Here is a 20,722-nt window from a genome sequence, read left to right on the forward strand (position 1 = left end):
TTTGTTTATATCATACTGAAATAAGAGGTGAGGGTAATGAGTTCCAACTTTGATAATTCATCCATGGATCATACAATGAAGTTTGATGTAAAGGTAGATGATAAAGAACTACAACCCCGCGAAGTGGTTTTGACGGTTTATGAAGCATTGAAAGAAAAGGGATATCATCCAATTAACCAAATTGTAGGATATATTTTGTCTGGAGATCCAGCTTATATACCAAGACATAATAACGCGCGGAACCTCATTCGAAAGATTGAACGGGATGATTTAATTGAGGAACTAGTTACCTCCTATCTTCAGCAGCACAAAAAGGATAAATAAAATGCAATATCGTTATATAGGATCCAACCAGTTGAAAGTGTCGAGAATGTGTCTCGGCACTTTAACTATGGGACCACTACAAAAACAATTATCCATTGATAAAGGCGCGGAATTAATAGTTGAGGCAGTAAAGTTAGGTGTGAATATCCTTGATACTGCTGAGCTATACCAGACGTATCCATATATAAAAAAAGCAATTTCCATGATTCCTAAGGAACATAAGCCGCTTATTATTAGTAAGTCCTATGCTTATACTAAGGAAATGATGAAACAAAGCATAGAGCGCGCAATCTCGGAAATGGATACAGACCATGTAGATGTATTTCTTATGCATGAACAGGAGACTGAGCTTACAATTCGTGGTCACATGGAGGCTTACGAATACCTGTTAGAAGCAAAACAACAGAAAATCATTCATGCCGTTGGCATATCTTGTCATTCGATTGAGGCGGTTCGGTGTGCGACAAACCTTGAAGGGGTTGATTGTATTATGCCAATATACAATCAAAAGGGGATAGGGATTATCGATGGCACATTGGATGAGATGACGAAGGCAATCTCCGGAGCACATAGCAAGGGTATTGGTATCATCGGGATGAAGGCACTAGCTGGAGGTCATTTGTTAGGAAATGCACGTCAAGCACTTGATTTTGCTCTGAGTTGTGATACACTTGATACGATTGCTATTGGAGTACAGAGTTATGAAGAGCTTCTTTTTAACGTTACTTGTTTTCAACAAGCTCCAATAAATCCTGAATTAGCCGCTAAGGTGCAAGCACAACCCAGAAAACTATGGATTGAAGAATGGTGTGAAGGGTGTGGAAAGTGTGTGCAGCGATGCACTGCTAATGCCCTGATGATTGTGAACGATCAAGTGGTGGTGGATCACAGCAAATGTAGACTTTGTGGATACTGTGGATCGGTATGTCCAGGTTTTTTCATTAAAGTTGTGTAAGAGTACATACTATGTTTTAGATGAAACAATGAGGAGTATACTAACTTATGAGGGTTATGGGATTAGACCTTGGGGACAAGACTATTGGAGTCGCTGTTAGTGATGAGATGAAATGGACAGCCCAAGGGATTGAGACGATCCAACGAAGAAAGCTGGAAAGTGACCTCAATCGAATAAATGAACTCATAAAAGAGTATAATGTTGTAAAGATTGTCTTAGGCTTTCCTAAGAACATGAATGGAACCATCGGCCCACGAGGGGAAATAGTCCGCGAGTTTGGACAGCTTCTCGAGCAGACGTATCATATCGATGTGGCTTATTGGGATGAAAGGTTATCTACGGTTGCTGCTGAAAGAACTTTACTTGAAGCTGACGTAAGTCGGAAAAAGCGCAAGCAAGTGATTGATAAGCTCGCAGCCGTGATTATATTACAAGGGTACTTAGATACTCAACAAGGAAAATAGAGGTGATTTTAATGTCAAATTGTGAACATGATTATGAGCATGACCACGAGTGTGAAGAATCAACAGTAGTATTAACAGATGAAGATGGTAACGAGCATGAATTTGAGTTGTTAACTATTCTTGAAGTAGATAACACGAATTATGCGGTTTTACTACCTTTAGAAATTCCTGAAGGTGAAGATGGAGAAGATTTTGAAGAAGAAGCAATCATCTTAAGAATCAATCAAGATGAAGAAGGTAATGATGTATTACAAGAAATCGAAGATGATGCAGAATGGGATAAAGTAGCTGCAGAATACGATAAATTAGCAGAAGAAGACGAAGAATAATACGAAGAATAATACAATAAAGAAAAAGGCGCTTATACAGCGTCTTTTTTTTTCGTTTCTGTGAATGTATACCTTTTTTCTCTAATAATCACTAGCGTTACATAAAAAATAACTGAAACAATGTCGGAATATTCAGACATTCACTTTCTTTTATTTGAGCTAAAAAGTCAATCACCAACAAAAGATAGCCTGCCCATTTGGTAAATATATTCTGTTTAAAAGATTTGCAACATGTGAACGGTCCCCCATATTCCTTACGTTTTCACTTATCTCTATATTGATAATAAATCCATGTTTCTATTTGTATTTGTTTTGTTCTCAAACATGTCTTTTGCAAGTAATGGTGGCTCAAACAACACTGTTACATTATTGGAGGCTAAAAAAGCTGCAATTTTCCAAATTGTTATGGATATGAAAGCAAATGAGGAGTCACCATGGCATAACAAAACACTCAAAATTCAGGAACCGATTGAGGCATATGACACATCAGATTCCCTGTATAGTTACTTATTTAATTTAACGGTTGACGGACAAGCAGCCGGTTTTATTGAGGTAAGTGCATTAAAGGATGAGTATCCCATTCTCAGCTTCGCACGCGAAGGTTCAGCATTGGCTCCATCGGAAATCGCAGAACTGAGACAGAAGAACAATAGTAGATCGCCTGTATTTGAAAAAGTGGTTACATTGGGTCCAGCACATTTTGGCTTGAAACGCGATTTTCCAGACGGGTCGGCAGATATTATTAGCTCTGTAGAAACTATTTCTCTTTCAAAGGGTAAGAACAAGCCTAATCCCAAGCGTAGCATTAACAACAATGCCCGTAAGCTTTGGAGGGATATCGATCTTGTTGTTGGCGATATTGGAAGCCCAAACGATGGGGGTAAATGATGATCTCGGTTTCGAGATCGGAGTAGAAAGCTTTAAAATTATCGGTGGAGTACTTGATCTGAACCAGATATATAGTTCGCTATGGACTGGCCCGTCTGGTTGTTCTCCGACCTCCGCCGCCAATATTATGAAGTACTGGAGTTCACGTGGATATTCGCAACTAACAAAGGATTGACCGACGAACAGCTATTACTGCAATTACGTAATGCTATGGGTACGGATAGCAACGGGAGAACACCTGTTAACAATATCGCATCTGGCATGGAGACCTTTGCTCGTCAAAGGGGTGTTAGCACTGCAATGGCATTTTGGATTGATCCCCCAACATGGAGTGGATATAAGTCGGGTATAAACAACGACCAAATGTTATATCCTTTGCGAATCAAACGTTTTTTGGTGACCATTCTGTCACGGGTGTCGGTTGGACAGAATTTTTCTATAACGGTTCTTCTAACGATCACCAGTATATGGAAGTTCATGATAATTGGTCAAGTACGCCAATGACAGTATTTATAGCCTATGGTCGTAATTACGCAGGTATATATTTTGACCAGTTCTCTCCTCGTTAATGAAAATTAATTAAAATGATTTAAGTGTATTCTTTCTGAATGGATGAGCTTGTAGAGCATAATTTAAAGTTCTTGAGAGGATGCTTTACGTTGTCTTCTAGGAAGGATACACTTGCTTTCTTAAAAAAAGTCTGTTAGTTTTTTATTGTTGAATAATAATTATACGGGAAGTAGATGGTGCAACCAGCGGAAGTGTATCGGCCAGTATAATAAGCATAAGATATTACAGGATTAAAGCCATTAACTATTTCTATTTTGCACGGGGTAAGCCTAATTGTTGGCATTAATTCGTTTTAAAGAAAGGAGTAAACTAATTTGAGAATATTATTGCTTACTCTAATTTTTTTATTAACACCATCTATAGCCTGGTCCGCTAAGGAGGATCAAAGCTATAATATGGCAAACATTAGAGTTGTTGTAAATGGGAGCCAAGTTAGTTTTGATCAAGAACCTATTATTGTCAATGATAGAATCCTAGTTCCTATACGTGCCATAGCTGAGTCTCTTGGAACCACCGTAGAGTGGCAAGAACCATATGTGATTATTACAAAAGGGGAGAAAAAAGTAACATTAACAATCAATTCCACGACAGCTTACAACGAAAACAGGCAAGTATTTTTTATGGAACAACCACCGATTATTATCAACGGACGTACATTGGTATCTCTTCGTTTTGTGGCGGAAGCTCTTGGGGCAAGTGTCACTTGGGACGATAACAACAAGGTAGTTACTATTATATCGGATGAGGACTTAGCAGGGTTAGAACAATCGATTGCAGGAGACAATTACTATAAGCTTTATGACCCAATTATTGGTCCTTCTATAGGCCCTGCATATGAGGAAGCAGAACAGTATGTTTTGGAACAACGACTATTAAATCATATAAAAGAAATACAATACACTTATATTCGTTTTAATGAGTTTGGAAGTTATAATACGATGGTTATAGGAAACGATGAAGTAGATAATGAAAAAGCTGTTTGGTTAGTCAAAGATAAGTATACCGATGACATTACCGTAACAGGTTCGACTATACTTAAGGATGGTATTTCCCAAGAGATAGTTTTTTCTGTATTGAAAAACAAAGAAATTGATAGAGAGAGTATTAGTAAAATATATATTGCTCCTTATGAAAAAAATCAAATCTATTGGTTTGTTATTGCAGAAAAGGGTGAAACGAAGTGTTATTACTGCTTAGATTTTTACACGGGTGATATTGTTATAGAATTAAGCGTTAAATAGCCCCTGCCTAGTCATTAAAGCACTGGTGTCTTCTGAGAAAAGCTAAGATGGGAAACTCTTTGTTGCCTTTGTAGCACTGATTTATATATCTTACATCAAAAAGCATATGCAGGAATCTGGGTTATTCCGTGATTATACGGTTCAAACCCTCCTGGATAAGCTTGATATCATAGAATGCTATGAGAACCTTGGCCATGAGCGAAGTGCTATCAAAGCAAAAACAAATCTATGAAGCTTTGGGGATTATTCCACCGACATAGTTATGTGTTGGCGGGAATCCAGGTGACAATCAGCTTCTGTTCGAAATCATCCTCTTTTACCCAACGCCCCTTATAAAACATATGATCAGCATACACTTGCTCATCAATCTTAGAAATGTCATAGCTCTTCTTATCTCCAACTAAGCCTCCAACCATCTGGTGATAGGGCCCATTCCTTTATTCTTTAATTTTTTGATCGACTGGGTCGTGATAAAAGCTCGGTCCCCTTTATCATTAAACTTTCTGTTATCCGTAGATGCTAGTCCCGAGTCCGTACAAACAATGAGCTTTGATAACTTGAAATCCGATAGTATTTTTTGTTCTAAAGGTTTTAATGTAGTCTGCTCATTGGTATTTCCTTTGTTGATGGAAATCGCAAGGGAAATACCATCACCATCCATGAAAAGTCCCATCTGGACAATCGGATTCGGACCATGTTCCTTAGAATAACTGTATTGCTTTAGACCGTCCTCTTGTTCAATTTCAAAAAAATAATTCGTACAGTCGAAATAGAGAATACCGCTATTTCTTTTGGATACATTGAGGCTATTTTTTGTACAACTCCGATTGAATAAAATCAGTTTCCTTAGCAATTACTTCAAGGGCTCGATAGACATGTTGAATTTCGAAATCGGGTTGTTCCATAAGCTTTGAAGATAATTGATGGGTAGCAAGCTTTGTAGAGGGGAATAGAATCTTGCCGTATAGCAAAGCCCTGTTTTCAAGACTTGCAATGATTTGGACATTTATGTAACAGTCAAATATCCGACAAGAAATCGAAGATGATGCAGAGTGGGATAAAGTAGCTGCAGAATACGATAAATTAGCAGAAGAAGACGAACAATAGTACAATAAAAAGAGGCGCTTTTACAGCGTCTATTTTTGCGTCTCAGAGAATGTATAGCTTTTTTCTCTAATAGGATAAAAAATATATTATTTTAATGGATATTCATAAAGTATTCATGATAAAATGGAATAAATATATGCTAATATAGCTGAAATTTACGAAGAAATCGGAGATTTTCAATGAATCAAACAATCATAAAATATATCATGATAGCTCTCGCAACTTTAATACTTGTGTTAGGAATAGGAAGTTACATTGCATATCAACATTTTTTAGACGAGATTAAACCCGTTGAAGGAAGTGCAATTGTAGAGCTTACGATTCCTAAAGGAACCAGTATAATGAAAACGGCAGCTATACTCCACGAAAATGGACTAATTAAAAATGCAAACTATTTTATTTATTATATCAAATGGAAACACAGCGGAATTCAATTCATAGCAGGCGATTACCGTTTACAACAGGGGAGCACTGTTGACGAGATTTTACGCTCTTTAAGCTCTGGTGAAGTAGTCCGTAATACCATCCGATTCACCATACCTGAAGGTTATACAGTAGAACAAACGGCAGCTAAATTAGCCGCTGAGGGATTCGTTAATGAAGAGAAATTTTTGGAAGCAGCAGATGCTTTAGATTACAACTATTGGTTTATATCGGAGATACCAACAGATACACCCTCGAAATACAATTTAGAAGGCTTTTTATTCCCTGAGACCTATGAAATGGTACAAGGATCTACAGAAAGACAGATCATAGAACGTATGTTAAGCCAGTTTGAAAAAGAATTTATTCAAGACTGGAAAACAGAATTACAGGAAAAGGGAATTTCCCTGTACGAGACAATGATTATGGCTTCTATTGTCGAACGTGAAGCGATGGTGGATAAAGAACGTGCTAAGATCGCAGGTGTGTTTTATAACCGCTTGAGAACAAGCCCATCATGGAAATTAGAGTCTTGTGCGACTGTCCAATATGCATTGGGGAAACAAAAAGCACGGATTACATTTGCTGATCTTGAAATTGATAGTCCTTTTAACACGTATAAACATGAGGGATTACCACCAGCACCAATCGCAAGTCCTGGGAGGGCCTCTATCCGAGCTGCTGTCCTACCAGAACAACATGACTATTTCTTTTTTGTTACTAAGAAAGACGGATCTAATGAACATCACTTCTCGAAGACCCTTTCGGAACATTTGAAGAACGATGCTCAGAGTAGGGGTTCTTGGTAAGCAATGCTTTAAAATTAGTAAGTATTGTATTTCAAGCAATTCATTTCACTTATATATAAATTAACGAGGAGATGAGGCTATGCAAGTATTTTCAGGCTTACGGGGAAAAATGATTATTGCGATTATTCTAGTTGTTGTTGTGAACATGGCAATTGTTATGGGATTCTTACAGTTTATACTAAAAGAAAGCGGCGAAAGTGCTGCGCAAATCAAGGCAAAGTCTGATTTAGCAACAGGTAGAGCGATTATCGAAGCTACTTACCCAGGTGACTGGGAGGTTCGTGGGGAGCAACTGTATAAAGGTAACATATTAATGAATGAGCATTTCGAAATCGTTGATTACATTGGGCAACTTACTGGCAATACAGTAACAATTTTTTTAGGCGATACGAGAATCACTACAAACGTAATCACCAAGGAAGGAAAACGTGCGGTAGGTACACAAATCTCTGAAACAGTAGGAAATGCAGTTCTTAAACGTGGAGAAACGTACGTAGGAGAAGCAGATGTAGTAGGGCACATCTATCAGACAGCTTACGAGCCAATTCGTAACAAAGCAGGAGATATTATCGGAATTTGGTATGTAGGTACATCCAAAGAATTCGTATCAAACATGGTTTGGACAACACAAAAAGGGATGATATATATTGCCCTTGGTGCAATTGTAATCTCTATTCTTCAAGCGATTTTTGTCGCAAATAACTTTGCAAAGGCGATTCAGAAGATAGCTGAAGGAATCTCTTTAGCGGCGAACCGTAATTTTAGCCATCGCATCCAAATGAACAGAAAAGATGAGATTGGTGAATTAGCTACAGCATATAACTCCATGGCAGAGAAAATCGGAACATTGATCAATGAAGTAAGGGACAGCGCTACGTTAGTCCTTGAATCGGCTACTGATTTAGATATTGCTTCTAGCGAACAAGCAACTGCTAGCGAAAGTATCGCTGCTACAGTTGATGAAATATCGAATGGTGCAGGTATGCAATCGAATGCTACGGAAGATACGGTGAGAATCGTAACGAATATTAACGAACGTATTACAAAAATTGCAGATAACGCAACAGAAGCATTCAATAGTTCGAATCAGTCGGTAAAGATGGCAGATGACGGAAAAGGGAAAATTGCTGGTTCAATCACACAAATGGAGCAAATCAACAAGAAGAGTCATGACACAGCAATGATTATGAAGAATTTAAGTGAACGTTCCGGACAAATCGGCAATATTATTGGTTTGATTTCTAATATTGCGGAACAAACGAATCTTTTAGCATTAAACGCGAGTATTGAAGCAGCGCGCGCAGGTGAACATGGACGTGGCTTTGCAGTTGTTGCCGATGAGGTACGTAAATTAGCAGAACAATCATCCCAAGCGACAGGCCAAATTGGTGGCTTGATTCAAGATATACAGAACGAAGTAGAAAAGGCAGTAAAAGAAGTGGAAGGAAACGTACATAGTATCGAGAGTGGAGTGGCAAGTGTTCGGGAAGCAGGTAATTTCTTCGAAGACTTAAGAAACTCTTCCAATGATGTGAGTCTGAAGATTAAAGAAATTAGCGATTCCGTACTCAATATTCAAAATGTTACGAAGGATTTAGTCTACAAGGTTGATGAGATTAACGAAATTGCTAGACAAACGGCCATAGGTACAGAAAGCATGGCTTCTATGTCAGAAGAACAAAGTGCAACATTACAAGAAATCAGCGCTACGGTTAGTCAAATGAGAAAGACTACAGAAGATTTGAAAAACCAAGTCGATTGTTTTAATTGCTAGTATAAGCAGTAATGGGTCATAAAGAGGCTCATTACTGTTTTTTTGACCGAATCATCAAGTTCGTACCATTCGCAAGATGAATGCGATTATGATATATTAGATTCAATTGAAAAAGGACAAAAGGTGGTTAGATGATTGATAGATAGTCAATTAGTTACATACATACAAGGATTACAACCTATTAGAAAACCAATCTACACACAACTTGAATCGATTGCGAAAGAGGAAGGAATCCCGATTATTTATCCAGAAACGGGATATTTTCTAGAATTACTATGTAAAATTCAACAGCCGAAACGCATCCTTGAGGTAGGAACAGCCGTTGGCTATTCAGCGCTATGGATGTTAGATGCGACGAACGCAGTGATTGATACGATTGAGATTGATTCGGAACGTGTAAAGCGTGCCCAACAGTTGTTCGAAGAAAATCACTATGCCAATCGCATTAAAGTTCATGAGGGGGATGCAATTGATGTTCTCCCTATTCTTGCCCAAGATATGCAGTATGACTTTGTATTTATTGATGCGGCAAAGGGGCAATATGTGAAATACTTTGATGTCATCGATCAAATGACTAGTAAGGGTGCGATTGTTGTCACGGATAATGTGTTTTTTCACGGAATGGTACCTGGAATTGTGGAACCAACGAAAAAGCTTGCTTCCCTGGTAAAGAAAATACAGTCCTATAACGTGAAACTACAGCATCTAGAAAATTGGCATACGACATTTTATTCCATTGGTGATGGAATTGCTGTAAGTATAAAAATAAGCGATACAAACGATTGATAGGAAAGGGTACCTTTGAACATGAAGAAACCAGAGCTTTTATCGCCTGCTGGCAACTTAGAAAAATTAAAAATGGCAGTACGCTATGGGGCAGACGCGGTCTATATAGCAGGAGAACGATTTGGGTTACGTAAAGCGGCGGGGAATTTTACATTCCAAGACATGCGTGAGGGAGTAGAGTTTGCCCATTCACATCAAGCGAAGGTTTATGTGGCAGCCAATATCATTGCACATAATGATGACCTGGTAGGATTAGATGAATATCTCATAGAAGTTGCCAAAACAGGGATTGATGCCATTATCTTCGCAGATCCTGCAATCTATATGGCAGCGAAACGAGTGATCCCAGAGATGCCTTTGCATGTCAGCACACAAGCAAGCACAACAAACTGGCAGACTGTAAAATTCTGGGCGGACTTAGGTGTTGAGAGGGTCGTATTAGCCAGAGAACTATCGCTACAAGAGATTACTGAGGTTCACAAAAATGTAAACACAGAAATTGAGTGCTTCGTCCACGGTGCAATGTGTGTAGCATATTCTGGTCGATGCTTACTCTCTAATTATATGGCGAATCGTGATGCAAATAGGGGCGGGTGTGCTCAATCGTGTCGTTGGAATTATTCCGTCGCCACAGAGCAAAACATAGAGCATGCAAACGAGCAGTCACAAAAGCAGTGGTCACTGAAGACAGAAGGGCACTATCTGATGAACTCTCGTGATTTATGTATGGTGGAACATATCCCAGAGATGATTCAAGCGGGAATTACTAGCTTTAAGATTGAGGGTAGAATGAAGAGCATCCACTATGTTGCTACAGTAACGAATGTGTATCGACAAGCGATAGACTTATATTTACAGAACCCAGATGCATACAAAGTTGACCCCAATTGGATTAAGGAAATCCAAAAGGCATCTCATCGACCGTTAAGTACAGGATTTTATCTCCAAAAGCCTACGGAAAAAGAGCAAATGTATCGGGCGGGTGAACAGTTCCGCAGATATGACTTTGTTGGTATGGTAATGGAGTATAATGAGGAGACAAGAATTGCAACGGTAGAACAGAGAAATAATTTTAAAGTTGGCGATGAGCTGGAGGTTGTGAGTCCGGGAGGAGTACATTTCCAACAACTAATACATTGGATTACTAACGCTAAGGGTGAACAGGTAGATGTAGCACCACATCCGTTAGAAATTGTATATATTCCGATGGATCAGCCTGTAAAACCATATTCATTATTTAGGAAAGAAAGTTCAATATCTGTAGACGCATAAAGTTTATCCCCTGACCTCATTGGCGATACTGAGGTTACAGGGGGTTTTTTATGGACTGGAACAATGATCTTCATCGTAAGAATATTAGGAGATTAGTATCTTTACTATTCTCATTTTCAATACTACTAACTATCATCTTAGCGCACATAGGATATATTCAACTGTTTGCCAAAAACGATTACCAGGGGATTAATCTCGTGAGTAAATCAATCGAGCAGCGTTCACGTTCTGTTACTTTAGATATTGGTCGTGGGGATATCTTAGATCGAAAGGGACTTTCCTTTACAGGTTTTGAGAGAGAAGCAATTCTTGTACTTCCTAAGAGGAAAGAACAGTTAGCGCTTGAAAAGAAGCAAATCGAAGAGTTAGCAAGCATATTAACAATTGACGAAGCATTACTATTTAATAGATTCGCGACGATTCGATTACCGGAACTACTAAAGATTAATCAGAAAGTTGTGTATATTAACGAAGCACAGAAACAGAAAATCGAGGCCTTGAAACTATCGGGTATTTTTTTTGCTGACCACAAAGAACGATACACAGATGAAATGATTGCAAGGCATGTGGTGGGTTTCATTGGACAAGATCCGAGTCTGTTACAAGCTAAGTATAAGAAATACATAGAAAACGGTGTCTTCTCAGAGCGTGATTTAGTAGGGAAATCTGGATTAGAAAGGACCTACGAATTGGATGTGAAAAGTGAAGGAGACTCGCGAATCTCCTATTACATATATCAAGACCGCAATCAACAGCTACACCCCTACTATGGTTTAGGCATTCGACTATATGAAAACGACAATCCATACCGCCCTGCCAAAATTGTAACAACACTCGATTTCGAAATGCAGCAATCAGCAGAACGATTACTAGACTCCTATCAAGTGGAAAAAGGGTCCATCGTAGTTCAAGACATGGAAAATGGCGATGTTTTAGTGATGGCTAGTAGACCGAATTATAACCCCAATCAAATAGAAATTGAAAAATATAACGATACGAAAAACCGAGCTGTAGCAGCTTTGTTTCCAGGATCTGTGTTTAAGATTGTGATTGCAGCGGCCGCATTAGAAGAAGGGATTGTTTCTTTACAAGATCGATTTGATTGTGAGGGGCATTTAGAGTTTGCTAATGGAGAAAAGCTAAAGTGTTGGAAAGAACACGGGCATTTATCGTTGATTGATGCGTTTGCAGAGTCGTGTAATGTTACATTTGCAAAGCTAGCGATTGAAATTGGTAGAGACAAAATAGAGAAATATGCGCAAGCTTTTGGACTGGGCTCGACAATCAGTTATTATGATTCCAATCGCGGGATTCCACAAATCTATCAAGAAGAGCATGGTCAAATCTTTCGAATCGAAGGAAAGAATGAGCAGTTGATTGCGAACACTGCCATAGGACAGCAGGATGTGCAGATTACTCCACTTCAGGCATCGAATATGTTGGTTACTATTATGAATCATGGGAGAATCTATCAGCCACGACTTGTTCAAGAAATTCGTGGAAAAAATGGTTATCTAATTCAAGCGTATCATACCCAATATAAAACTCCTGGATTAATTAGCAGACATACATTCTACCAATTGAGTAAACTACTAGAGGCAGTTGTACAAAAAGGGACAGCTACCACTATTGGAGAAGCAGGAATCTTAGCAGGGGGAAAGACTGGGACTGCTGAAATAGGAAAAACAGGGAATGTCCATCGCTGGTTTGTAGCATATTACCCAGCGAATAAGCCAAAATATTCAATAAGCATTGTTGTAGAAGATGTAAGGTCCTATGAACAAATAGGTACTCCGACCAATCTTTTTAAAGATTTCATTATTAATACTCTAAATCAATAATACATGAATATACTGTTATAAAAATTCATTCGTTAAAATATAATTCTTTAGTGTGATAAAGTGACATACTTCGACACGACATATTTAGTAGAATATTGATTACTGGGCTATATTTTTAAGTAATAATATCTTTATTCTCCAAAGCCATAAGGAGGTAAATAGTATGGGAGAATTGGAAAAAGATAAAAACGAGTTAGAAGATATCCGCAAAGAGCGTCAAATTAAACAACTAAATGACGAGCTTATTCAATTACGCGATGAATGCCAACGCTTAACACATGAACTAGACAAATGGAAGGAATATGCACGCAAGGATGATATGACTGAAATACTGAACAAAAGAGAAGGAAAAAAGATGTTAAATCATGAAATTGAAGTTGCTAGAACCACTGGAAATCCTTTAACAATCTGTTTTGTCGATATAGATGACCTGAAAACAATCAACGATGTACTTGGTCATATGGAAGGCGATAATTTAATATTAAATACAGCGAGAATACTGAAAGAGAATATTAGAAAACATGATGTTGTCTACCGTTTCGGAGGCGATGAATTTGTGATTATTTTCCCAAATACGACTCATCAAGAGGCTCAAGAAGTTTGCTGTAGAATTGAAAAAAAGATTGAAGATTATAATCTTCAATCTACTAAGTTCAAATTAAACATCAGCTATGGGGTTTGTCAGTATCCTACAATGAATATGCCATCGATTACTGAATATATTCAATTAGCTGATAAGAAGATGTACGATATGAAAAAGAAGTGTTAATGGTTCTTCTTATAAAACTCATTATATAATTTATTTAGAGCCCGTTTCTCTATACGTGATACGTAAGAGCGAGAGATTCCAAGTCCCTTCGCTATTTCCCGTTGCGTTTTTTCTTTATCTCCTGTGAGTCCATAACGGGCTATAATCACTTGTTTTTCGCGATTATTCAAGATATCTAACCTCGTAACAACCTTCTTCTTCTCCATTTCTAAAGCTACCGTATCGCCAATCTCTAAATCCTCTGATTTTAAGACATCAATTAACGTAATTTCATTTCCTTCTTTATCATGACCAATCGGATCATGTAAGGAAACATCTTTTTTCATTTTCTTCGTGGAACGCAAGAACATCAGGATTTCATTTTCAATACAGCGCGCCGCATAGGTTGCTAGCTTGGTCCCTTTATCAAGTGAGTAACTGTTGATTGCTTTAATTAATCCAATCGTACCGATTGAGATTAAATCGTCTGTATCTTCCCCGGTGTTTTCAAACTTTTTGACAATATGTGCTACTAAACGCAGATTATGCTTTATCAATTTCTCCCGAGAGTCCCCACAACCATTTTGCAGTGCAGTTAATGTCGCTAATTCTTCGTCTTCTGACAATGGCTTTGGAAATGCATTATTCTTAATATAAGAGAATAGCAACACAATCTCGCGAAACATAAGACCTAAGGCAGTAATCAAGCCTGGCACACGCATTCCTCCCTATTTCTATTTGTTTTTGTAGGCGCATAACCCATCATATGAAGAATCGTGCAAGTCCGTGCACGTACCAAAATTTAATATTTCAAAAACAGAACATAAGTTTGATTCGATGTAGGGAATTGTGATATAATTTATTAGAACAAGTAGTGACAATAGTAAGAATTAGTAATGAAATTTTTAATAATCATTCGACAGTTAAATGATGATAGATGGAAGGTGTCCATAGTGGACTTGCAACAGAAATTAGCGATCTTAGCAGATGGTGCGAAGTACGATGTTTCTTGTTCATCCAGTGGTAGTAAGCGGCAAGCACAAGCTGATGGGATAGGAAATGCTGCCATGAGTGGAATTTGTCATAGCTGGGCGGAAGACGGCAGATGTATTTCTCTGCTAAAAATTCTATATACGAATTATTGCATTTATGATTGTGTGTATTGTGTCAATCGCGCATCCAATGACGTGCCTCGAGCGGCTTTAACGCCGGAAGAGCTAGCAAATCTTACGATTGAATTTTATAAAAGAAATTATATAGAAGGTTTATTCTTAAGCTCTGGTGTAATCAAAAGCCCTGATTATACAATGGAGTGTATTATTCGTTCCTTACAGCTATTACGAGAAGTGTATAAATTCAATGGATATATTCACGTAAAGGCAATTCCAGGGGCGGATTCAACATTAATTGAACAAGCGGGACGTTATGCAGACCGCATGAGTGTCAACATTGAATTGCCCAGTGAACAAAGCCTATTGATGCTAGCCCCGCAGAAAAAACGCGAAATGATTGTGAAACCAATGATACATATCAGAAATCAGATTATACAGGTAAAGGAAGAGAAAGCGAAATATAAAAAAGCGCCTTCCTTTGTTCCAGGAGGTCAAAGCACGCAACTCATCATTGGCGCGACCAATGATAAGGACTACCAAATTCTGCGTCTATCAGAGGGACTTTATCAAAACATGCATTTAAAAAGAGTCTATTACTCATCCTACATACCGATCGTTGAACACCCCAACTTGCCTGTTACATCAAAATCATCCCTGTTAAGAGAACATCGCCTTTATCAAGCAGATTGGTTGTTGCGTTATTATGGATTTGATGTGGATAGTCTGTTTGCAAACAATCCACAACACGACTTAGATCTTATGTTAGATCCGAAATCCGATTGGGCTTTACGAAATTTGCATATCTTTCCGTTAGAGGTAAATCGTGCTGACTACGAGATGCTACTGAAAGTACCTGGTATTGGGGTGCGTTCCGCAAAAAAGATTGTGATTGCTAGAAGATATGGGGTCGTTTCCTATGAAGGTCTGAAGCAAATAGGTGTAGTTCTAAAGCGTGCTCAACATTTCATTACTTGTCAAGGGAAATACTATGGCGGTTCCTTTGATGATGCGAAGATTCGTCAACATTTAATAGGGGACAAGCACAAGAGCAGTAAGCAGTTAGCAGCAAATCCTACGAATCACGGGGAGCAACTATCACTATTTTAGTATTGGAAGGGACAATATGGCAATTTACATCTATGATGGGAGTTTTGAAGGTTTATTGACAGCATACCATGAGATTTTCCATAGTAGGCAAGCCCCTGATTTTATCGAAACGAGGGGTTCTTTTGCAGGTCATCTTTTCCTCCCAGTGATTGATGTTCAGACGGATGTAAAAGTAGCAGAGTTTGTATATAAAGGGATTATAGAAAAGAAATCGAATGAAATTATGGGGCAGATTTATAAAGTTTTTCTTTCGGAAGAAAAGGGCTTTGAAATGATTGTTTATCAATATTTGAAGAAGTTAGGAAAGTACGGTATTAATATTTCTAACAATATCCTAGATGAGACTACCCAGCAAATTCTGAGAATTTGTCAAAAGGTAGGTAGAGAAAGGCATCGAATGCTAGGCCTGTTACGATTTCAAAAAATAGAAGCAGAAGTTGAGATGTACTACGCTTCGATGGAGCCAGACTTTAACATTGTGGGGTTAATTGCACCACATTTTGCAGAAAGGCTTGCGAATCAATATTGGCTGATTCATGATGTAAAGCGGAAAATTGCGGCAATATATAATAGGCAGGAATGGATTGTGTCAGACTTCTCTAATTTCCAGCAATTGTCTCTAGCTAGCGATGAAAAGGATTTTCAGAAATTATGGAAAACTTACTTCCAACATATTGCGATTCAGGATAAAATAAATCCATCCTTACAAAGGCAACATATGCCGCAGAAATATTGGAAGCATTTGACTGAAATCTCTCGAGAAAGCTGGTAATCATGAATAGACTATTTATCAGTTATAACTGGTTATTGTTCTTTGGGATAGGATCACTCTATCCCTTATTAGCGATATACTTAGAAGAAGTTGGATTATCTGGCGCCCAAATCGGCGTCATCTTATCGATTGGTCCGATTGTTACGATTTTTGCACAACCGTTTTGGGGATATCTCAGTGATCGATTTCAAAGACCTATCGGTGTGATAACCTTAACTGCAACTCTATCTGCAATTACTGTACTGGGATATTTATTATTGAACCATTATATCCATTTCATAGTAGTAGCCGTTTTGTTAGCTCTTTTTCACAGTCCGTTAGTACCTATATCTGATAGTATTACACTCGGGTATGTCAAGAAGCATGGTGTCCCATTTGGTAATATTCGTTTATGGGGTGCGATTGGCTTTGCTTTAGCTGTATGGATTACAGGATTCCTAATGGAATTTACTTTTTCAGGGATCATATTCTATGTATTCTCGATTGTTCTGATTTTGACTGCAATCCTTGCGCGCTGGCTTCCGAATGAGGCGGAATATGTGCGAACAAACTTCAAACAAGGAATATCTAAATTATTCCGTTTACCAGCCTATTGTTTGCTGCTAATCAGTACATTTCTGATTTTTGGAGCGGTTCATGCGAACAACTTCTATTTCGGAATTTATTATACGAGCATTGGTGGCACAGTAGCAGGTGTAGGGGTCGTATTCCTTTTAGCGGCTGGTAGTGAGGCACCTGTGATGCGAATCGCAAATTATTATATTTCGAAGTTTGGCTTAGCGAACATCTTAATCTTTGCTTCTAGTATTGGGGCTTTACGATGGTTTTTCTTTTCCATGGAACCTAGTAGTCTATGGGTCGTGGTTGTATCAATATCGCAAGGAATTTCAGTGGGTCTTTTCATCCCTGCTTCCGTGATGCTTGTTCGTGAGCTTTCTCCCGACGATGTAAAAGTGACTAGTATGGCAATTTTTTCAAGTGCAGGGACGGGTCTTGGGACGACTTTTTTTACAGTTCTTAGTGGATATATCATTGAAATGTATACGCCATCTTCTATTTATTTATTGTATGGCATTGCATCTCTAGTCGGCATTACCAGTTTGTTTTTTATGAAAGTGTATCTTATACAAGCATTTCAAGGTGAAAGATTACAAAATTGAGCATATTATTAAAATATGGAACCATTTTTTCTTAAATATGAAAAAGTGGTTTTTTTATGCAGGATTTTACAGGTGCTTAACAGTATAATAACAATAAGGATATATAATGGAACGAAAATAGAATATGGAAGGGGTAAATCCTATTCAAAAGCTGAGAATTGGAATCGATTTAGGTGGATCAAGTGTCAAAATTGGATTAATCAATTCATTAGGTAGCATTGTGCACAGCGAAAAGAAACCAACTCCCATTGGAATAGGGTACAAAGATATTTTATTGGCATTTACAAGCTACATCGAGAATATACTAAAAGGTAAAGGCTTGTCCTGGAATGCGATTGATAGTGTTGGAGTTGGTGTGCCTGCTTTTATAGACTATCATAATGGGATTGTCTTACATGTTACAAACCTCGGTTGGAAAAATGTTTCGCTGCAAAGTGATTTGCAGGCCTTGTGGAAGAAACCAGTGTTTGTAGATAATGATGCGAATCTTGCGGCCTTAGGTGAGAGTTGGAAGGGTGCAGGTCGAGGCTACAAAGAAATGCTTTGTGTCACGATTGGTACTGGGATTGGCGGAGGTCTAATTATTAACGGTCATGTGTATCATGGGGCACATGGGATGGCCGGCGAAATTGGACATATCACAAGTGCGAATCATAAAGGGCGTTTATGTAATTGTGGGAACATAGGCTGCTTAGAAACAGAAGTATCAGCAAGAGCAATTGCCATTGATGCAACGGAGTTAGCAGCTACAAATTCAAAAGGATCTTTATATGATGAATTCTCAAAAGGTCAAGGGATTTCCACTCAATTCGTTATTCGGCAGGCTCTTGAAGGGGACGCTGACTGTCAGTTGATTATACGAAATATTGCTTCAATCCTTGGTACTAGCTTAGGTAATATTGCGGCAGTGCTAAATCCTGAACGCATTATTATCGGAGGTGGCGTCAGCCATGCGGGAGAACTATTAATGAATGCACTGCGAAGCTCATTCATGCTCTCTGCACCACCTTTAATTGCCGAACAAACTACGCTACACTTAGCTCAATTAGGAAATCAGGCAGGCATGATTGGGGCTGCAAGACTTGCAGAATTATCATATAAAGCTGAATCCATAGAAAGGGAGGGATAAATATGGCAGCAATGCTTCCTTCCAGGGATGATTTATACTTATTTAATGAAGGTAGTCTTTTTCAAAGCTACAAAGTTTTTGGTGCGCATGTAGTCGAGAGTGGACTAACTTCAGGAATCCGTTTTACAGTGTGGGCGCCGAACGCTACAGCAGTACGTGTGATAGGAAACTTTAATGATTGGGATGGACATCGACACGCAATGGAGCGTATCGATTCATTTGGCGTATGGACGCTTTTCACAACAGAAGCAAGTGTTTATGATCTTTATAAATATGAGATACATACTACCCAAGGTGAAGTACTTTCGAAAGCGGATCCATTTGGAGTATATTCTGAAATACGTCCTAATTTTGCCTCTGTCATTTATCCATTATCAGGTTATCAGTGGCAGGACGAGCAATGGCAAAAGAAACATAAAAGTTATAAGGCCCATAATGAACCAGTTAACATATATGAAGTGCATTTGGGTTCATGGAGATTAAAGGATAATGGGGAACATTATACATATCGTGATTTGGCGGTGGAGCTTGTCGACTATGTAGTCGATATGGGTTACACTCACATTGAAATCTTACCAGTGATGGAGCATCCCTTTGATGGATCATGGGGATATCAGATTACGGGATATTATTCGGTGACGAGCCGATATGGTACGCCAAAAGATTTTATGTACTTCATCGATCAATGTCACCAAAAGGGTATCGGCGTGATACTAGATTGGGTACCTAGCCATTTTTGTAAGGATGATCATGGTTTACGGATGTTTGATGGAACGCCTATATATGAATACACAGATTCAAGAAAAGCTGAAAAAGGTGAATGGGGAACCTTGAGCTTTGATTTTGCAAAGCATGAAGTACATAGTTTTTTAATTTCTAATGCAATGTTCTGGTTTGAACAATTCCATATAGATGGACTACGAGTTGACGCAGTTGCTAGTATGCTATATCTTGACTTCGGCAAAGAACATGGGCAATGGACACGTAATGAATACGGCGGAAGAGAAAACATTGAAGCGATTGCATTTCTCCGCAAATTAAATGAAGCGGTGTTCAAACATTATCCGAACGTCTTAATCATGGCCGAGGAATCAACAGCATGGCCATTAGTGAGTGCTCCTACATATCTAGGTGGTCTTGGATTTAATTATAAATGGAATATGGGTTGGATGAACGACATGTTGAAATACATGGAGCTAGATTCTGTCCATCGTAAATGGCATCATCAGTTATTAACATTCTCGTTTTTTTATGCGTTTTCAGAAAATTTTATTTTGCCAATTTCTCATGATGAAGTCGTGCATGGCAAAAAGTCGTTACTAAACAAAATGCCTGGTGACTATTGGCAGAAATTTGCGAATTTGCGCTTATTCATTGGCTATATGATGACACACCCTGGGAAAAAGCTATTATTTATGGGTTCGGAATTTGGGCAATTTATTGAATGGAATGAAAAGCAAGCTCTCGATTGGTTTTTACTTGATTATGAAATGCATCATAAAGTACAACTATATTTTAAACATATCAATCATTTTTATAAGAATAACAGCATACTTTGGGAGTTAGACCACCATCAAGAGGGTTTCTCATGGATTGATCCCCATGATTTCAACCAAAGCATGATTACTTTTATGAGATTAGGTGAGGAGAAGGGTTCCTACTTTATTATAGTGTGTAATTTTACGCCGACATACTATGAGAACTACCGCATAGGGGTCCCTGAGCTTGCAGAGTATAGCGAGGTTTTTAATAGCGACTTAGAAATATACGGAGGCTCAGGCCAGCATAACGAGAAGCAATTGCGGGCTCAAAAAACGAAATGGCACAATCAGCCGTTTAGCTTAGAAGTGAAAATACCTCCGTTAGCAACTATCATTTTAGAACCACGAAAAAAAGAGAGGAGCGTATGAC

The 20,722-nt window shown here is 38.4% G+C and carries 19 protein-coding genes and 2 pseudogenes; 19 read left to right on the forward strand and 2 right to left on the reverse strand.

Features of this window, described 5'->3' with window-relative positions:
* The first annotated feature begins 36 nt into the window (after positions 1 to 36).
* The 8 genes and pseudogenes from BHU72_RS12835 to BHU72_RS16650 all read left to right on the forward strand — a co-directional run.
* Complete coding sequence (locus BHU72_RS12835; protein ID WP_069703022.1) at positions 37 to 324, forward strand: IreB family regulatory phosphoprotein; 288 nt, start codon at positions 37 to 39, stop codon at positions 322 to 324.
* Between the two features lie 46 nt (positions 325 to 370).
* On the forward strand, positions 371 to 1,279 hold the full coding sequence (locus tag BHU72_RS12840; RefSeq protein WP_301553539.1) for an aldo/keto reductase: 909 nt from the start codon (positions 371 to 373) through the stop codon (positions 1,277 to 1,279).
* A 47-nt stretch (positions 1,280 to 1,326) separates the two neighbouring features.
* Entirely contained in the window at positions 1,327 to 1,743 is a 417-nt protein-coding gene (gene ruvX, locus BHU72_RS12845; RefSeq protein WP_069703024.1) for a Holliday junction resolvase RuvX, read from the forward strand.
* An 11-nt stretch (positions 1,744 to 1,754) separates the two neighbouring features.
* The gene (locus BHU72_RS12850; protein ID WP_069703025.1) at positions 1,755 to 2,072 is read left to right on the forward strand and encodes a DUF1292 domain-containing protein; all 318 of its coding nucleotides are present in this window, start codon (positions 1,755 to 1,757) and stop codon (positions 2,070 to 2,072) included.
* A gap of 312 nt (positions 2,073 to 2,384) precedes the next feature.
* The gene (locus tag BHU72_RS12855; protein ID WP_176720486.1) at positions 2,385 to 2,960 is read left to right on the forward strand and encodes a hypothetical protein; all 576 of its coding nucleotides are present in this window, start codon (positions 2,385 to 2,387) and stop codon (positions 2,958 to 2,960) included.
* A 171-nt stretch (positions 2,961 to 3,131) separates the two neighbouring features.
* Positions 3,132 to 3,464: a hypothetical protein gene (locus BHU72_RS15945; protein WP_069703028.1), complete on the forward strand. Its 333-nt coding sequence runs from the start codon at positions 3,132 to 3,134 to the stop codon at positions 3,462 to 3,464.
* Positions 3,465 to 3,925: 461 nt separating this feature from the next.
* The gene (locus BHU72_RS12870; protein WP_083248470.1) at positions 3,926 to 4,771 is read left to right on the forward strand and encodes a copper amine oxidase N-terminal domain-containing protein; all 846 of its coding nucleotides are present in this window, start codon (positions 3,926 to 3,928) and stop codon (positions 4,769 to 4,771) included.
* Between the two features lie 16 nt (positions 4,772 to 4,787).
* Positions 4,788 to 5,031, forward strand: a pseudogene (locus BHU72_RS16650) (IS1634 family transposase); the annotation flags it as partial.
* 18 nt (positions 5,032 to 5,049) lie between these two features.
* On the opposite strand, the pseudogene BHU72_RS12875 reads toward BHU72_RS16650, so the two are convergent.
* A pseudogene (locus BHU72_RS12875) lies at positions 5,050 to 5,742 on the reverse strand (IS1634 family transposase); the annotation flags it as partial.
* A 315-nt stretch (positions 5,743 to 6,057) separates the two neighbouring features.
* Between BHU72_RS12875 and mltG the strand changes: the two are divergent.
* From mltG to BHU72_RS12905, 6 genes are all read left to right on the forward strand, one after another.
* Positions 6,058 to 7,110, forward strand: a complete 1,053-nt coding sequence (mltG, locus tag BHU72_RS12880; protein WP_083248471.1) for an endolytic transglycosylase MltG — start codon at positions 6,058 to 6,060, stop codon at positions 7,108 to 7,110.
* A gap of 79 nt (positions 7,111 to 7,189) precedes the next feature.
* The gene (locus BHU72_RS12885; protein ID WP_069703030.1) at positions 7,190 to 8,884 is read left to right on the forward strand and encodes a methyl-accepting chemotaxis protein; all 1,695 of its coding nucleotides are present in this window, start codon (positions 7,190 to 7,192) and stop codon (positions 8,882 to 8,884) included.
* 135 nt (positions 8,885 to 9,019) lie between these two features.
* Positions 9,020 to 9,670: an O-methyltransferase gene (locus BHU72_RS12890; protein ID WP_069703031.1), complete on the forward strand. Its 651-nt coding sequence runs from the start codon at positions 9,020 to 9,022 to the stop codon at positions 9,668 to 9,670.
* A 21-nt stretch (positions 9,671 to 9,691) separates the two neighbouring features.
* A complete protein-coding gene (locus tag BHU72_RS12895) occupies positions 9,692 to 10,942 on the forward strand; it encodes a peptidase U32 family protein (protein WP_069703032.1) in 1,251 nt (416 codons plus the stop codon).
* A 50-nt stretch (positions 10,943 to 10,992) separates the two neighbouring features.
* Positions 10,993 to 12,783 (forward strand): peptidoglycan D,D-transpeptidase FtsI family protein, encoded by a 1,791-nt coding sequence (locus BHU72_RS12900; protein ID WP_069703033.1) that lies wholly within the window; start codon positions 10,993 to 10,995, stop codon positions 12,781 to 12,783.
* Positions 12,784 to 12,946: 163 nt separating this feature from the next.
* Positions 12,947 to 13,552: a GGDEF domain-containing protein gene (locus BHU72_RS12905; RefSeq protein ID WP_069703034.1), complete on the forward strand. Its 606-nt coding sequence runs from the start codon at positions 12,947 to 12,949 to the stop codon at positions 13,550 to 13,552.
* Here BHU72_RS12905 and sigK read toward each other — a convergent pair.
* Positions 13,549 to 14,247, reverse strand: coding sequence for an RNA polymerase sporulation sigma factor SigK (gene sigK, locus BHU72_RS12910; protein WP_069703035.1), 699 nt, complete (start codon positions 14,245 to 14,247; stop codon positions 13,549 to 13,551). The two genes, BHU72_RS12905 and sigK, sit on opposite strands and share 4 nt — an antisense overlap.
* A gap of 237 nt (positions 14,248 to 14,484) precedes the next feature.
* Between sigK and BHU72_RS12915 the strand changes: the two genes are divergently transcribed.
* The 5 genes from BHU72_RS12915 to glgB all read left to right on the forward strand — a co-directional run bounded on the left by BHU72_RS12915 (position 14,485) and on the right by glgB (position 20,721).
* The gene (locus tag BHU72_RS12915; protein ID WP_069703036.1) at positions 14,485 to 15,750 is read left to right on the forward strand and encodes a putative DNA modification/repair radical SAM protein; all 1,266 of its coding nucleotides are present in this window, start codon (positions 14,485 to 14,487) and stop codon (positions 15,748 to 15,750) included.
* Positions 15,751 to 15,766: 16 nt separating this feature from the next.
* Complete coding sequence (locus BHU72_RS12920) at positions 15,767 to 16,522, forward strand: TIGR03915 family putative DNA repair protein (protein WP_069703037.1); 756 nt, start codon at positions 15,767 to 15,769, stop codon at positions 16,520 to 16,522.
* Between the two features lie 2 nt (positions 16,523 to 16,524).
* Positions 16,525 to 17,682 (forward strand): MFS transporter, encoded by a 1,158-nt coding sequence (locus BHU72_RS12925; RefSeq protein ID WP_069703038.1) that lies wholly within the window; start codon positions 16,525 to 16,527, stop codon positions 17,680 to 17,682.
* Positions 17,683 to 17,806: 124 nt separating this feature from the next.
* Positions 17,807 to 18,811 carry an ROK family glucokinase gene (locus BHU72_RS12930; RefSeq protein ID WP_069703039.1) on the forward strand — a complete coding sequence of 335 codons (1,005 nt, stop codon included), beginning with the start codon at positions 17,807 to 17,809 and terminating at the stop codon, positions 18,809 to 18,811.
* A gap of 2 nt (positions 18,812 to 18,813) precedes the next feature.
* Entirely contained in the window at positions 18,814 to 20,721 is a 1,908-nt protein-coding gene (gene glgB, locus BHU72_RS12935; protein ID WP_069703040.1) for a 1,4-alpha-glucan branching protein GlgB, read from the forward strand.
* Position 20,722: the final 1 nt, after the last annotated feature.

Source organism: Desulfuribacillus stibiiarsenatis, assembly GCF_001742305.1.
GTDB lineage: Bacteria > Bacillota > Bacilli > Desulfuribacillales > Desulfuribacillaceae > Desulfuribacillus_A > Desulfuribacillus_A stibiiarsenatis.